Here is a 14,026-nt window from a genome sequence, read left to right as displayed (position 1 = left end):
AGCCTATCCTTTAGGCCTGCCCCGGACGTGCCGCCCGTCGCCCACTCGGCGGCGCGGCTACGCGGCCGTCCATCCATTCCACCGGAAGCCCGAACGATTCAACGGAGGTCGGTGAGGTCGTGAAGTGTCGGCCGATGGCCGCGACCGCGTCGATCGGAACGACCGCGTTGACCATGTTCACCCAGCGCGTGCTGTCCTCGCTCTTGCGCCCGGCATCCACGACAACCCAGATCTGGTCGGCGCCGATCGCCTCGAGGTCGGCCGCACGGGCCTCCGCGTCGGAGGCCGGGTCGATGCCGAAGGCGATAAAGGCGCTGCAGCCCGTTTCGACCCCGCGGGCACGGGCCGCGCGGGCGCTGCGCCGGTCATCCACTCGATCGGCACCGACGACGGTACCGCTGGTGAACACGTCACCACCCCCGGCGAGCCGCTGCATCAGTCGCGCAATGGTGACCGGGTCCTCGCCAAGACCAAGAATCAGTACGAGGTCTCCCGGCCGGGTGAGCGGCGCGGGAACCGCGAGGGTGCTGACCCGGCTGGGGCCGGACGTTGACGGGGCCCCGCCGCCCTCGTACCCGGCGCCGGCCGGCAGCCCTGAAGGCAGCGTCGTCGCAAACGTCAGCTCGTCCATGAGGGCCGCGAAGCCGTCCGAAGCCGTTGACAGCTGCGGAGCGGTGCGGGCAATTTCGTATTCGGCATCGTCGGCGTCGTCCAGCAGCGCGGCGATTCCGAGGCGTTTGTTCAGGTCGAGCCCGGAATGGGCCGCGCGTCGTTGCGACTCCGGCGCGGGCACCTCGACGGTGACTTCATAGTGTTGGCGTGCGAAGAAGCCGCGGATGCCGCCGACGGTCACCCGTTCGGCCGCGATAATGACCGCGTGCCGACCGTGCACGAGCAGGACCCGCTCCTGCACCTCGCGCAGGGTCGGTCCCCTAAGCAGAAATCGAGTCGGTTCCACGAACCACACCTACCGTCTCAATGGTGACGTTCGCGGAGGTGACTTCCTGGTAGGACAGCACCGGAAGTCCGCCGGTCTGGGTCGAGACCAGCCGGCGGATGGCCGGGCGCAGTGCCGGAGCACAGACCAGCACGGCCGACAGTCCACTCGCTTCGACCGTGGCGACCGACGCTCGCACCGAGGAGAGCACCGCTTCGATTCGGGCCGGGTCCATCAGAATCTGGGTTCCCTGATCGGAGGGACGCATCCCCTCGAGCATGCTCTGCTCCAGGGCCGGCTCGATCATGATCACACGCAGTACGGAGCCATCGAGGTACTGCGCGGTCAGCGCCGGTCCGAGAGCCATGCGCGCCGCCTCGATCAAACCTTCCGGGTCATTCGAAGTTTTCGCGCGCAGGGACAGGGCCTCGTAGATGCGGGGCAGGTCGTTGATCGGGATCTGCTCGATCAGCAGTCCCTGGAGTACCCGCTGCACCTCGGCGAGGGACAGCAGGCCGGGAATCAGATCGTCGACCGATGAGGGGTTGACCTGCTTGACGCCGTCGGTGAGTACCCGCACATCTTCGCGGGTGAGTAGCCGGGCCGCGTTGATCGTGATGATCGAGGACAGATGGGTCACCACGACGGACACCCGGTCGATCACGGTGGCGCCGGTCATCTCGGCGCTGTGCCGCATCTCGCTCGGCACCCATTTGCCGGCCAGTCCAAAGACAGGCTCCACGGTTTCTGTGCCGGGCAGGGTGTCGAGAAAGTCACCGAGCGCGAGTACCTTGCCGGCCGGGGCGATTCCGCGGCCGTATTCGACGCCGGCGATGCGAATGACATAGGTCGACGACGGCAGGTCGACGCTGTCCCTGGTGCGCACCGGCGGCACGACGACACCGAGATCCATGGCGATTTTGCGCCGCAGTCCGCGCACCCGGGCGAGCAGGTCGTCCGAGGCGCCCGAGACAATATCGACGAGGTCGGGGGCGAGCATGATCTCCAACGCGTGCACCCGCATCTGCTCGATCAGGTCCTCGGTCGTGTCGGTCTTGGCCACGCTCTTCTCCGCCGCTTCACTCGCGGCGGCGGTGGCGACGTTACTCGCCTCACGAACCTTCAGCCGTTGCGCCACCACGATGAGGGTTCCACCGACGATCAGGAACGGCAGCACCGGCATGCCAGGAATGATCGCCATCAGAATGGCAGCGCCGCCGGCGATGACCAGGGCCACGCGCGACTGCGTCAGCTGAGCGGATGCCGTCGACCCGATGTCGGTCTCCGCATTGGACCGGGTCACGATCATACCGGTGGAGACGGCCATCAGGAGTGCGGGAATCTGGGTGACCAGGCCGTCACCGATGGTGAGCAACGCGTAGGTGTTCAACGCGTCGCCGATTTCCATGCCGCGCTGCAACATGCCGATGGCGATGCCACCGACCAGGTTGATGATGATGATGATGAGGCCGGCGATGGCGTCACCCTTGACGAACTTCGACGCACCGTCCATGGCGCCGTAGAAATCGGCTTCGGCGGAGACCTCGGCGCGGCGGGCCTTGGCCTCGGCGTCGGTGATCAGGCCGGCACTGAGGTCGGCGTCGATCGCCATCTGCTTGCCGGGCATGGCATCGAGGGTGAATCGGGCGCCCACCTCGGCCACGCGCTCGGCACCCTTGGTAACCACGACGAACTGGATGACCACGAGGATGAGAAAGATGACCGATCCGATGATGATCGAGCCGCCGACGGCGACGTGACCGAAGGCCTCGATAACCTGCCCGGCGTAGCCGTCGCCGAGCACCAGACGAGTGGATGCGACGTTGAGACCGAGTCGAAACAGGGTCGCCACCAGCAACAGCGATGGGAAGACGGAGAATTCCAGGGGCTTCTTGACGAACATGGTCGTAAGCAGGGTGACCAGGCCCAGCATGATATTGACGATGATGAGTATGTCGAGCATGATCGCCGGAATGGGGACGACCAGCAGCAAAATGATGCCGACCACGCCGACCGGAACGGCGAGCTTTGCGAGGTTCTTATTCACGTCAACGGCCTCCGGCTGTCTGGTTCTGGGTGGTCTGGGTGGTCTGGGTTTGGGTGGTCTGGGTTTGGCTTGAGGGCATCGGGCGGGCGCCGCCGAACGGCGAGGACATGGTGTGCACGCCGGCCCCGGTACTGCCGCGGGCTTTCAGGGCCATCACGAAGGCGAGGACCCGGGCCACGGCGTTGTACATATCGGCGGGAATCTCCTCGCCGATCTCGCAGGCCGCGTGCAGGGCTCGGGCCAGGGGAATGTCCTGCACGATCGGCACCCGGTCGGTGTCGGCCTGCTCACGAATGCGGGCGGCCACGTGGCCGAGTCCCTTGGCGATGACCCGCGGCGCTGACCGGCCCGGTTCGTACTTGAGCGCGACGGCGACGTGAGTCGGATTGACCAACACGACATCGGCATCCGCTACCGCAGAAATCATGCGGTTGCGGCTCATCATGATCTGACGAGACCGGCGCTGGGATTTGATCAGCGGGTCACCCTCGGCGGCTTTGTTCTCATCCTTGACCTCTTTCTTGGACATGCGGGTTTTCTTGCGGTTGCGCCGCATGACCACGAAGACGTCGGCGGCGGCGAGCACGAGACCGGCCACGACGGCGGCCTGCAGGAGTGCTGCCGCGCCGCCCGTCGCCGCGATCATAAGCTCCGACACAGGGAGTCCGCCCGCAGTCATCAGCACCGGCATGAGACCCTGAATGACCATGTACAGCACGAAGCCAACGACGGCGGTCTTGGCCAGAACCTTAACGCCTTCCCATAGTGCCTGGCCGCCGAAAACCCGCTTCATGCCGGTGATGACGTTGAACTGCTCGTATTTTCCCGTGAACTTCTTAAAGTGGATGCCGCCCTGCAGCGCCGCTCCGCCGAGCACTACCACCAGGACCACCACGAAGAACGGGGTCAGCACCTCGGCCATCGAGACCAGCCCGTTACCGAGCGCCTCCACCGCAACATCGGTGTCCGGGCTGGCGGTGAGGGTACCGATCATGAACATCTGGTCGGTGCCCGCAGCCGCGCCCCGCTCGATCGTGGTGGGCAGCATGAGGGCTGCCGCGCCGACGCCGAGCCAGGCCGTGATGTCCTGGGATTTGGAGAGCTGGCCCTTCTCACGCACCTCCTTCATGCGCTTCGGGGTGGCTAGTTCGGTCTTTTCGCCGGAATCCTCAGCCATTTATTGCACCCCCATGAGTGCATCGAGCGCCTCGCCGGTGAGCGAGGACACGATCTGCGGAAGGGCGACGAATACGGTCGCCGCGAGAGTGAGGGTGATGAGAATCTTGAGGGGAAAACCGAGGGCGAAGGCGTTGAGGGCCGGGGCGACGCGAGTGAGCAAGCCGAGGCCTGCATCCGCTAGAAAAAGCACGACGAGCAGCGGGCCGGCGATCTGCACGGACGCGAGGAACATTTGGGTGACGGCGGCGATGAGCGCCTGCGCGGGGTCAGCGAAGTCGATGCCGCCGCCGAGCGGAATGGCGGTGAAGCTGCGGGCGAGGCCGCCGATAATGAGCTGGTAGGCGCCGGAGGCGAACATGAGGGCGAGGGCGGTCATCTGGAACAACCGGGTGAACTGGGCGCCGTTGACCATGGACTGTGGGTCGAAGCCCTGGGCCATCTGGAATCCACTGAACATGTCGATCAGGCCTCCGGCGGACTGCACGGCAGCGAAGACGAGGTAGACCAGAAAGCCGAGCAGCGCGCCGACCACGATTTCGAGCACGAGGGCGCCCATGAACCCCGCCGTATTTTGCGACACGTAGCCATCGGCGACGCGCGGCGACATGGCCAGGGCGAACGCGACCGCGAGCATGCCTTTAATACGGAGCGGAATGGCGTTGTAGGAGAACGGCGGCGCGATGACGATGAACGCCACCATGCGCACACCGGACAGCATGACCGCTTCGATCCAGGCGTAGTTGAGAACGAATTCCACTCAGCCACCGCCGAGGAGGGAGGGGATCTTCTCGAACATCTGATTGGTGAAGGCCACGGACTCGGAAATCATCCAGTGCCCGCAGATCAGCAGCGCGAAGGCGACCGCAATGGCCTTGGGCACGAAGGAGAGCGTGACTTCCTGAATCTGGGTGATCGACTGCAGCAGCGAGATGGCAAAGCCGACGACGAGGGCCGTGATGAGCATCGGTGCCGAGAGCTTGGCGGCGAGAATGAGGGCCTGCAGGCCGATGTCGAGAACCGCGTTGGTATTCATATGACCATCTGGTAACTGCCGATGAGCGAGGTGATGATGAGTCCCCAACCGTCGACGAGAATGAACAGCAAAATTTTGAAGGGCAGCGAGATCATGACCGGCGGGAGCATCATCATGCCCATGGACATGAGAGCGGCCGAGACCACGATGTCGATGACCAGGAACGGGATGAAGATGACGAAGCCGATAATGAAGGCGGCGCGCAGCTCGGAGATCATGAACGCCGGGATGAGCGTCAACAGCGTCACATCGTCGGGGCTGTCCGGATTCGGCTGATCGGCTGCCCGGGTCATCAGCGCGAGGTCTTCACCGCGGGTGTTGGCCATCATGAATTGACGCAGCGGCTCGGAGCCGAGGTTGAGGGCGTCGGTGAAGGTCATGGTGCCGTCGAGGTAGGGCTGCAGAGCGACACTGTTAATGTCGGTGAGCACCGGCGACATGATGAACAGCGACAGGAACAGGGCCAGTCCGGCGAGCACCTGGTTCGGCGGAATCGACGGCAGGGCCAGCGCGTTGCGGGTCATCGCGAGCACGACGAATATCTTGGTGAAACTCGTCATCATGAGCAGCAACGCCGGGGCCACCGAGAGCAACGTGATTCCGAGCAGCGTGACGATGGCCGAGGACGGCGCGCCGTTGGGACCGTTGATGTCGACGCTCAGGCCGCCACCGCCACCGCCGCTGTCGTTGGGGTTGGTCGGGTCGGTGGGCTCGGTCGGATCGGTCGGGTCGACCGTCACGGCGTGGGAGGCGTGAGCGCCCAGCCAGAGGAAGACGGCCGTGAGCACGATCACGAAGAGAATCAGGATGCCGACGCGCGCGACGTTGCCAGGGTTGGTCGACCGCGGGAGTACGGTGCTCACCGGCCGTTCCGAAGGGCGGCGGCGGTCTGGGTCCAGGTGGCCGGGGACAGGATCGAGCCGGCCAGGCGGGAGGGCGGTGTGGTTTTCGGTGCCGGCGTGCCCTTGCGGCGCGGGCGGAATGCGAGGGTCGGCGCGAGGGTGTCGTCCGACGCGGCCGAGTCGAGGGATCGGGCAAAAATGGCGGCGGAGGCTTGGGCTGATGACTGGGCTGGGACGGTGGTGGTGTCGGTGAGTGTGGCGACGGCATCCGCTTCACCGGTATCGTCGATGGAGGCCGGGCTGCCGTGCAGCACGCTGACGGCGTGCTCGGTGACGCCGAGAATGAGTCGCTGGCCGTCAACGTCGACGACGACAACGGATGCCTTCTGGCCGACGTTGGCGCGGCCGACCACTGTGACGAGGTTTGCTGAGAGCTTGGCCCGACCACCCTGGACCAGGCGGCGCTGCAGGTACCAGAGCAACCCGAACACCACGCCGAGCGAGAGGACGACCCGCAGGGCGACGATGAGGGTATCCATGTACTAGAGGCCTTCGACGACGTCGAGAATCTGGGTGATGCGTACGGCGTAGTCCTGGTCGACAACGACGATTTCGCCGTGGGCGATGAGACGGCCATTGAGCAGAATATCGGCGGGGGCGCCGGCGGAACGGTCGAGTTCGATGACGGCGCCGGGTTCGAGCGAGAGCACGTCGCGAACGGCCATGCGAGTGCGGCCGATCTCCACGGTCAGGGTCATTTCGACGTTGTTAATGCGACCGAGGTTGCCGAGAACGGCCTTATTGATCGTGGCCGATCCCCCGCTGATGGTGCCGTTGGAGCGCAGACGAATCGCGAACCAGCCGGTCACGACGCCGCCGGCGCTGAGCTCGAACACCTGGGTGTCGTCGGCGAGAAAGAGGGTAGAGGCGTCTTCGACGCGGGAATCGCCGAGCACACCGATGCCGAGCACGCTCGCCGCATTTTCCAGAGCGGGCCGCAGCACGTCCTGGCTGGAGACGAGTGACGGGGCTGCGCCGGACGCGGCGTCGAGCGAGGACGCATCCATGAGCACGACGGCCAAATCGGCGGAGCTGGACCCGACGAAGGAAGCAACCACGCTGGAGCCGAACCGGGCGGTCAGTGCTGCGCTGCCACTGTGCGCGGTGGCGTGCAGGGGCACGGCCGTGGGAAGAACGCGCAGGAGTGCGTCGACGGCGGCTTCGGAGACTGACTGGTTGGAGATCATGGGGTGCTTTCTTCGGTGTCGATGACGATGCAGGCGAGGCGGGAGCCGTTGGCTCCGACGGCAGCCCGGGCCAGGGCCTGGTCTCCGACGGCGAGATCAAGCGGGCGATGCTTGGGGTGCGGGATGGGGAGCACGTCGCCGACCATGAGGGAGAGAATTCTGCTGGGCAACACTCGGGCCGGGGTCAGCCGCAGTGCAACATCGACCGGAACGGCAGCGAGCTGTGCCTGCAGGTATTCGGCCGAGTTCGTGGTGATGCGCATGGGGTTGGCCTCTCCAAGCTGCGGCATGAGTGCCGCGGCGGGGATGGCCAGTGTCGCGGTCGTCGTGTTGCGTTCGATGCGAATCGAAAAGGTCGCGACGATCATCAGGTCAGCCGGGGCCGCAGCCTGAGCGAACTGCGAGTTGTACTGGATGCCATCGACGGTGAAGTCATTGACCAGCAGCGGGCCGAACGAGTAGCGCAGATCTTCGAGCGCCTCGGTCATCATCTGGCGCATGAGTGCGAGTTCGATCGGGGTGAAGTTGCGCCCGGCCGGAATCACCTGAGAACCGTTGCCGCCGAGCATGTGGTTCACCCAGGTCAGTCCGGTCACCGTCGGCAGCTGTATGACCGACTTGGCCTCCAGAGCGGAGATCGTGCAGAGCACCATGGCCGTCTTGGGCGGAAGCGATCCGGCATATTCGTCGTAGGTCTGCATCAGCACCTGATCACAGGTGATCGTGCAGAGCGCACGAACCCGCGCGGTGATCTGAGTGCCCCACTGGCGGGCAAATGTCTCGAAGGCGAGTTCAAGGACGCGGGCATGATCGCGCGCCAATGTCGTCGGCCGGCGGAAGTCATACAACTCCACCGACTTCACCGCCTTAATGGGCGCACCTGTTTGAATCTGTTCCTGGACCGTCACGTTTGCACTATCGGTCATGGGCGTTGAAATGTTAGAAGTTGAGGAAAGGTCGTTTATGCTGCCTAATGCCCTGATGTGGCGGGAGCGTTGTCTTCCGTTTCGCCGGCATCCGTCGAGGTTTCGCTGGTGTCCTGCGACAACGTGCCATCGACGGCCGCGGGAATCAGATCTCGCACGCTATCGGGCAGGGTGGAGAGCAGCACAATATCGACGCGACGGTTCTGGGCCATCTCCGAGAGACTGCTTCCCTGGGACACCGGCCGGGCCGACCCGTAGCCGACGGCGCCGATAAGGGCGGGATCGACGCCACCCTGCTCTACCAGACGCCGAAGCACCTGGGTTGCCCGCCCGGAGGAGAGCTCCCAGTCGGTGGCGAAGGTCGCCGACTGTCCGTGCTTGTCGGCATGGCCTTCGACGGATATCTGTAGTGCGGAGTGGACGATGGCCGGTGCGGCAGCATCCAGCACGGCCACGGCAACGGCGCTAAGCGCGGTGCTGTCCGGGGCGAAGAAGGAGTCTGTTCCGACCAGCCCCATGGTCAGCCCACGCTCGTCGATAAAGAATTCCACCCGCTCAGCCATACCGGCGGCCGACAGGTTGGCATTGATGCTTTCTTCGGTCGCTTTCAATGAGGCAACCTCAGCCACGGCCTGTTGGGCATCGGTGAGGGTCTTGTCGATGAACCCCTCGGCCACGTCGTCGATCATTTCGGCGGGGACGACGACGCCTTCAGCGGTGTCGATGCTGCCGACCTCGACGGCGCCGAAACCGGTGGCGAGCGAATTGGCGAGCTTTTCAAACTTGCCCTGGTCGACCGTTGACATGGCAAACAGCACGATGAACATACACATCAGTACGGTGACCATGTCCATGTACGAGGCCATCCACCGCTCGTCGTGGAACTCGGGCTCGTCGTCGTGGCTCTTGCGTCTACGTCCGCGCGCGCTCATGCTGCTTCGGCGTTGTCTTCAGCCGCGGACTTCTTGCCCTTGGACTTCGTTTTGATTTTGCCGGCGGGCACCTCGCCCGCCGCTCCAGCAGCTTTCGCCTTCGCCTCACCCTTGGGCAGGTCTTCGAGCGGAACCATGGCACGCAGGCGTTCGCCGAGCAGACGCGGCTGACTGCCGGCTTGCACGGCGAGAACTCCCTCCATCAGGAGCGTGAGGCGGTCGATTTCGATGTCCGACAGGCGGCGCAACCGCGCGCCAATGGGAAGCCAGAGGAAGTTGGCCGAGAGCAAGCCCCACAGGGTGGCGACGAACGCGGTGGCGATCATTGGTCCGAGGGTCTCGGGGGTGGACAGGTTCTCCAGCACGTGAGTCAGCGACACGACGGTACCGACGATGCCGACGGTCGGGGCGTAGCCGCCGAGGCTCGTAAAGAACTTCGAGGCGCTTCGCCCAGATCTAGCCTTGGTGGCGATTTCGTCTTCGAGCTGCATGCGCAGCTCGTCACCGTCGGTGCCATCGGCAATGCTCTGCAGGGCGCCACGCAAAAACGGGTCCGACACGTTGTCGGCTTCCTGCTCGAGGGCTAGCAGACCCGATTTGCGGGCGGTCTCGGCGATGCCGACCACCTGGTCGATAACCTGCACCGGCGGTATGGTCTTGCCTCGAAACGCTCCGGGGAGCGCCTTGAATGCGGTGATGCTGTCTCGCACCGTTCCGCCAGCGATACCGACGGCGATGGTCGCTCCAAAGACAAGGATCATCGGGGCGGGAAGAAGAATGGACATCACCGACGCGTGCTCGAGGGTGATCATGGCAACGAGCGAGCCGAAGGCCAGCGCGATACCGATCAGTGTTGCAGGATCCACTAGATGGCCCGTGGGCCCCGCGGCAGGTCACTGGCCGTCGGGTCATAGGCGAGGGCAATGACGTGAGCCCGATAGCTCGCGATCTTTTCGATGACTTCGTCCATGGATTCGGTCACGATGAAGTTGGCACCATCAACCATGACGAGCGTCGTATCCGGGTTGGCGTGGATGCGTTCGATCAGGTCGGGATTGATCGCAAAGTGGCTCTCATTCAGCCGCGTGAGTACGATCATGAGCTCTTCCCTGGTTTTTGACACCCCCCAGACGAGGTGTCAACGGCTACTGTCGGTCATTGCGCTGCTGGCGTTAGATTGCTTAGGTGCCGTGTCCCGCAGCATCCGTTCAGCGGACATCTTCGGTGGGTGCGCGCCCCCGATCACCCACCGAAGTCGTCTACTGAACGGCTCGGGGAGACCCGAGCCACCCGCGACGGTGCAGGTTGCGGGCGATCCGCGCCACGAGCGCAGCCTCGTGTCGCAGGTCCTCGGCATTGACTCGCGTCACGTGAAACCCCTCGGACTCCAGGTCGGCGGTGCGGGTGAGATCTCGGCGCCACTGCAGCTGGTCGGTTCGATGTTGGTCGCCCTCATACTCGAGGAGCTCGCCGTAGTCCTTGAAGTACAGGTCCGCGCGCGCCAGGAACCGTCCGGAGGCGGAGAAGACGTTCTCGTTGACCAGTGGGCGCGGCAGACCGTTCGTCACCACGACGACCCGCAGCTCAGACTCCGGCGAGGATTCGGCGCGGTCGCTCAGCAGCAGGAGAGCCTTGTGCAGGAGCAGCTTTCCGCGCCGATGGCCGTCGACGGCGCGGGCGAGTTCGTCGAAGGTGGCCAGGGGCGATTCCCAGTGGATCAGAAAGTCGCCCACCGCGACCAGCTGGCGCAGGTTCAGGGTGTCAGCGAGATCGCACCAAGTGCGTGCCGGGCTCGTGATGCTGAGGCCGAACCAGTCGATCAGGTCGGTGTCGTGCACTGCCAAGGAGTGTCCGGTGACGCCGTTCAGCCGCACGGCGCGGCCGGGCAGCGGAACACCCACGTGCAGGGAGGTGGAAACGCCGGAGCGATGGACCGGGAGCGGTGCACCCAGCAGCAGGGCTGCCGTGTCGTGACTGAAGAAGCTGCCCACCGGCATACGTGTGGCGAGGGCGGAGCACCGGGTGCGCACGATCAGCGAAACGGATGCCGGTGTGCGCACGCCCCAGAATGGGCGGGCCAGGTCGCTGGCGCGCATGCGCCCGGTGGAGAGCCCGTTTTCCATGCCGCGAGCCACGGAAAAGGGGTGGGTTTGCAGGTGCGGCGGGAGGTTGCGGCGTTCGGTCACGACAAGAGGATGACGCATCCCGTGCTCGCCCGTTGAGGTTATGCACAGGCTTGGGCTGAGTGGACAACTTTGTGGGGTGCGCGCGGTCCGGAACCGCCCGAAGTTGTCCACTGAGTACGCGACGGCGACAGCCTGGGCAGCCCCAGGTCCCAGGGCCCACAGTTGAGTGGACAAGATTGTGGGGTGCGAGCGGGCCAGGACCCCACAATCTTGTCCACTGAGACTGAGGGCAGGGGAAAAGGGAGGGGCACCCGTCAGAATTGGGACGGTGCCCCTTTTGGGCCGCCGGAGGCGGGGTTATCGCTTCAGGTTGGTGAGCTCCTGCAGGACCTCGTCGGAGGTGGTGATGATGCGGGCGTTGGCCTGGAAGCCACGCTGCGCGACGATGAGGTTGGTGAACTCCTGCGACAGGTCGACGTTCGACATTTCGAGGGCGCCGCTCGAGAGCGAGCCGAGTCCAACGGTGCCTGCGGTACCGATGGTCGGGTCTCCCGAGTTGAACGTGGCGCGGTAGGCCGAGCCGCCGGCCTTCTCCAGTCCGCCCGGGTTGACGAAGTTGGCGAGGGCGATACGACCGATGGCGAGCTGCTCACCGTTGCTGAACAGCCCGACCAGTGTTCCGTCGGCACTCAGCGTGTAGGAGTTGAGCGTTCCGGCGGCGTTGCCGTCGTCCGCAGCACCGGCAACGCTGGTGATGCCGGCGTAGCCCTCGATGTTGCCCAAGTCGATGGCGACGTCGCCGATCTTCATGGTGCCCCCCGTGACGTCAAACGTGCCAGCTTCGGTGGTGGACGACGTTAGGGTTGCCGAGTAGTCGGCTCCATCAGAAACTTTCCAGCCGTCCGTCGGATCAGATGCGGCCCCGAGTGAACGCGTGAACGTAAGCGTCACGGTGCTAGTAGCACCAAGCTCGTCGTAGACCGTGAAGTCGCGCGTCAGGACCGTGCCGTCTTCAGCATCGGACGGCAGGTTACCGCCGAATGCCGCAGTGGTCGTAGGGGTCGCCCCGATGATCGCACCGACCGGCAGCGTGATATTGCTCGTCGGGCCGCCGTCGGCGACAACGCCGTTGTTCGCGCCCCAGCCCTGCACGATGGAACCGTCGGGCGTGACCAGGCGGCCGGCGGAGTCGAAGTCGAACGAGCCGGCGCGTGTGTAGAGGGTTTCGCCGCCCATCTTGGTGATGAACAGTCCGTCGCCGGAGATCAGCAGGTCGGTGGACTTGCCGGTGGCCTGCGAGGAACCCTGGGAGAAGTTCGTGGAGATGCCCGCAACCTGCACGCCGAGCCCGATCTGGGCCGGGTTGGTGCCACCGACCTCGCCCTGCGGAGCGCCGGCGCCGGAAGTCAGCTGCGAGAGCGTGTCCTGAAACTGAGCGGCCGAGGCCTTGAAACCGGTGGTGTTGACGTTGGCGATGTTGTTGCCGGTCACGTCGAGCATGGCCTGGTGCGAACGAAGACCAGAGATGCCGGAGTAGAGAGAACGAAGCATGAGAATGTGCCTTTCAAGAAAGCGAACGAGGATAAAAAAGTGGGGGTGGAGCGAAGTTAGGAGGAGGAAGCGGCCCTGGTGACCCCGGAGACAGCGTCAAGGGCGATCGACTTGCCGCCGATCGTGACCTGCGGAACCGCGTCCTTGAACGAGACAGAGGAAGCGATTCCGGTAGCCTCGGTGCCGTCATACATCGTGTAGGTGACGGTTTGGCCGACGAGCGCGGCGGCGGATGAGCGCATCTGCAGCGAGAAGCTCTCCTGGCTGGCCGTGGCCATCTCGGTGATTTTCTCCATCATCGCCAGCTGGGTGGTCTGGGCGATCATCTGGTTGGTGTCCATCGGCGAGGAGGGGTCCTGGTTCTGCAGCTGGGTGACCAGCAGATTCATGAACACCTCCGAGTCCATCGACTGGCTCGGAGTACGGGTGCTCGCGCCGGAATACAACCCGGCGGTTGTGGCTGCTACTGCGTCTACTGGCATGGTTGGTCTCTCTTTCTAAGCCATTACGTCGATGGTCGACGCGGATCCGAATGTGAAGGGGAGAAGCGGTTGCTCGCCGTTAGGAATGTCGGGCTCGCGCGCCAGCAGGTTTCTGGGCGATTGCTCGGGCCGGGGCTGCTTGGTGCCCGGCGAATCTCCGGCCAGATCCCCCGCCTGGTTCTGCGACGAGAGATCGAGTTGCGCACTCAGTCCCCCGCCGGCCAGGTCGCGGCGCAGGTCGGGCATGATGGCGCGCAGTGCTTCGCGGGCCAGATCGGTGGGAGCGAACAGCTCCACCCGAATATTTTCGGGCGATACGTGAGCACGCACGGTGACCGGGCCGAGGTTGTCAGGGTTCACGGTGATGGTCAGCGTGTGCTGGCCGGGTGCCACATTGGCCAGCGAGAACAGTGGCTTGGCGATCTGCGCGGCCAAAGGCACCGGCACAGCGGATGCGACGGGCGCGGGTGCCGCGACCGGCGTCAGGCTGGCCGCGGGTACGGTCGGCGCGGCGAGGCCGGGCGTCGGGGACGGAGCCGCGGCATCCGTTGTGACGATGCGCACGGCGCCGAGCTTCGGGCCGCGACCGGCTTCGTTTGCTACGGCTGTCAGGAACGTGGCTGCCGCAGCGGCGGCAGCGTTCGGTGCCTGCGCTCCGGCCGCCCCTGCGGGCGCGCCCGATGCGGTCGGCGCGATGACTGCGGCGGCGGCGCTGCCCGAGGAC

The 14,026-nt window shown here is 65.0% G+C and carries 16 protein-coding genes; all 16 read right to left on the bottom strand.

What is annotated here, in order from left to right; genetic code table 11:
* Positions 1-10: 10 nt before the first annotated feature.
* A complete protein-coding gene (locus E3T41_RS03445) occupies positions 11-958 on the bottom strand; it encodes a hypothetical protein (RefSeq protein ID WP_134477371.1) in 948 nt (315 codons plus the stop codon).
* Positions 933-2,984: a flagellar biosynthesis protein FlhA gene (locus E3T41_RS03440; protein WP_092450603.1), complete on the bottom strand. Its 2,052-nt coding sequence runs from the start codon at positions 2,982-2,984 to the stop codon at positions 933-935. Before E3T41_RS03440 ends, E3T41_RS03445 begins: the two co-directional genes overlap by 26 nt.
* Position 2,985: 1 nt before the next feature.
* Positions 2,986-4,161, bottom strand: coding sequence for a flagellar biosynthesis protein FlhB (locus tag E3T41_RS03435; protein WP_134477369.1), 1,176 nt, complete (start codon positions 4,159-4,161; stop codon positions 2,986-2,988).
* A complete protein-coding gene (locus tag E3T41_RS03430) occupies positions 4,162-4,920 on the bottom strand; it encodes a flagellar biosynthetic protein FliR (RefSeq protein ID WP_092450607.1) in 759 nt (252 codons plus the stop codon).
* Positions 4,921-5,196: a flagellar biosynthesis protein FliQ gene (fliQ, locus tag E3T41_RS03425; protein WP_092450609.1), complete on the bottom strand. Its 276-nt coding sequence runs from the start codon at positions 5,194-5,196 to the stop codon at positions 4,921-4,923. It abuts the gene before it with no gap.
* Complete coding sequence (gene fliP / locus E3T41_RS03420) at positions 5,193-6,005, bottom strand: flagellar type III secretion system pore protein FliP (protein ID WP_134477576.1); 813 nt, start codon at positions 6,003-6,005, stop codon at positions 5,193-5,195. The genes fliQ and fliP overlap by 4 nt, the downstream gene beginning before the upstream one ends.
* 50 nt (positions 6,006-6,055) lie before the next feature.
* Positions 6,056-6,577, bottom strand: coding sequence for a flagellar biosynthetic protein FliO (locus E3T41_RS03415; RefSeq protein ID WP_134477367.1), 522 nt, complete (start codon positions 6,575-6,577; stop codon positions 6,056-6,058).
* A gap of 3 nt (positions 6,578-6,580) precedes the next feature.
* On the bottom strand, positions 6,581-7,285 hold the full coding sequence (fliN, locus tag E3T41_RS03410; RefSeq protein ID WP_092450613.1) for a flagellar motor switch protein FliN: 705 nt from the start codon (positions 7,283-7,285) through the stop codon (positions 6,581-6,583).
* Complete coding sequence (locus tag E3T41_RS03405; protein WP_134477365.1) at positions 7,282-8,211, bottom strand: flagellar motor switch protein FliM; 930 nt, start codon at positions 8,209-8,211, stop codon at positions 7,282-7,284. Before E3T41_RS03405 ends, fliN begins: the two co-directional genes overlap by 4 nt.
* A gap of 44 nt (positions 8,212-8,255) precedes the next feature.
* Entirely contained in the window at positions 8,256-9,143 is an 888-nt protein-coding gene (locus E3T41_RS03400) for a flagellar motor protein MotB (protein WP_092450617.1), read from the bottom strand.
* Positions 9,140-10,009 carry a motility protein A gene (locus E3T41_RS03395; protein ID WP_092450619.1) on the bottom strand — a complete coding sequence of 290 codons (870 nt, stop codon included), beginning with the start codon at positions 10,007-10,009 and terminating at the stop codon, positions 9,140-9,142. Before E3T41_RS03395 ends, E3T41_RS03400 begins: the two co-directional genes overlap by 4 nt.
* Complete coding sequence (locus E3T41_RS03390) at positions 10,009-10,242, bottom strand: flagellar FlbD family protein (protein ID WP_092450621.1); 234 nt, start codon at positions 10,240-10,242, stop codon at positions 10,009-10,011. Before E3T41_RS03390 ends, E3T41_RS03395 begins: the two co-directional genes overlap by 1 nt.
* 160 nt (positions 10,243-10,402) lie before the next feature.
* A complete protein-coding gene (locus E3T41_RS03385; protein WP_134477363.1) occupies positions 10,403-11,329 on the bottom strand; it encodes a hypothetical protein in 927 nt (308 codons plus the stop codon).
* A 297-nt stretch (positions 11,330-11,626) separates the two neighbouring features.
* The gene (locus tag E3T41_RS03380) at positions 11,627-12,820 is read right to left on the bottom strand and encodes a flagellar hook protein FlgE (RefSeq protein WP_134477361.1); all 1,194 of its coding nucleotides are present in this window, start codon (positions 12,818-12,820) and stop codon (positions 11,627-11,629) included.
* 56 nt (positions 12,821-12,876) lie between these two features.
* Positions 12,877-13,302, bottom strand: coding sequence for a flagellar hook assembly protein FlgD (locus E3T41_RS03375; RefSeq protein ID WP_134477359.1), 426 nt, complete (start codon positions 13,300-13,302; stop codon positions 12,877-12,879).
* Positions 13,303-13,317: 15 nt separating this feature from the next.
* The coding region (locus E3T41_RS03370) for a flagellar hook-length control protein FliK (RefSeq protein ID WP_134477358.1) at positions 13,318-14,026 on the bottom strand (709 nt) is incomplete at its 5' end.

The sequence above is a fragment of the Cryobacterium sp. Hh38 genome, assembly GCF_004403235.1.
In the GTDB taxonomy this organism is placed as follows: Bacteria; Actinomycetota; Actinomycetes; order Actinomycetales; family Microbacteriaceae; genus Cryobacterium; species Cryobacterium levicorallinum.
The sequence above is the reverse complement of the archived record's forward strand: the minus strand, read 5'-3'. Positions and strand labels throughout refer to the sequence as shown.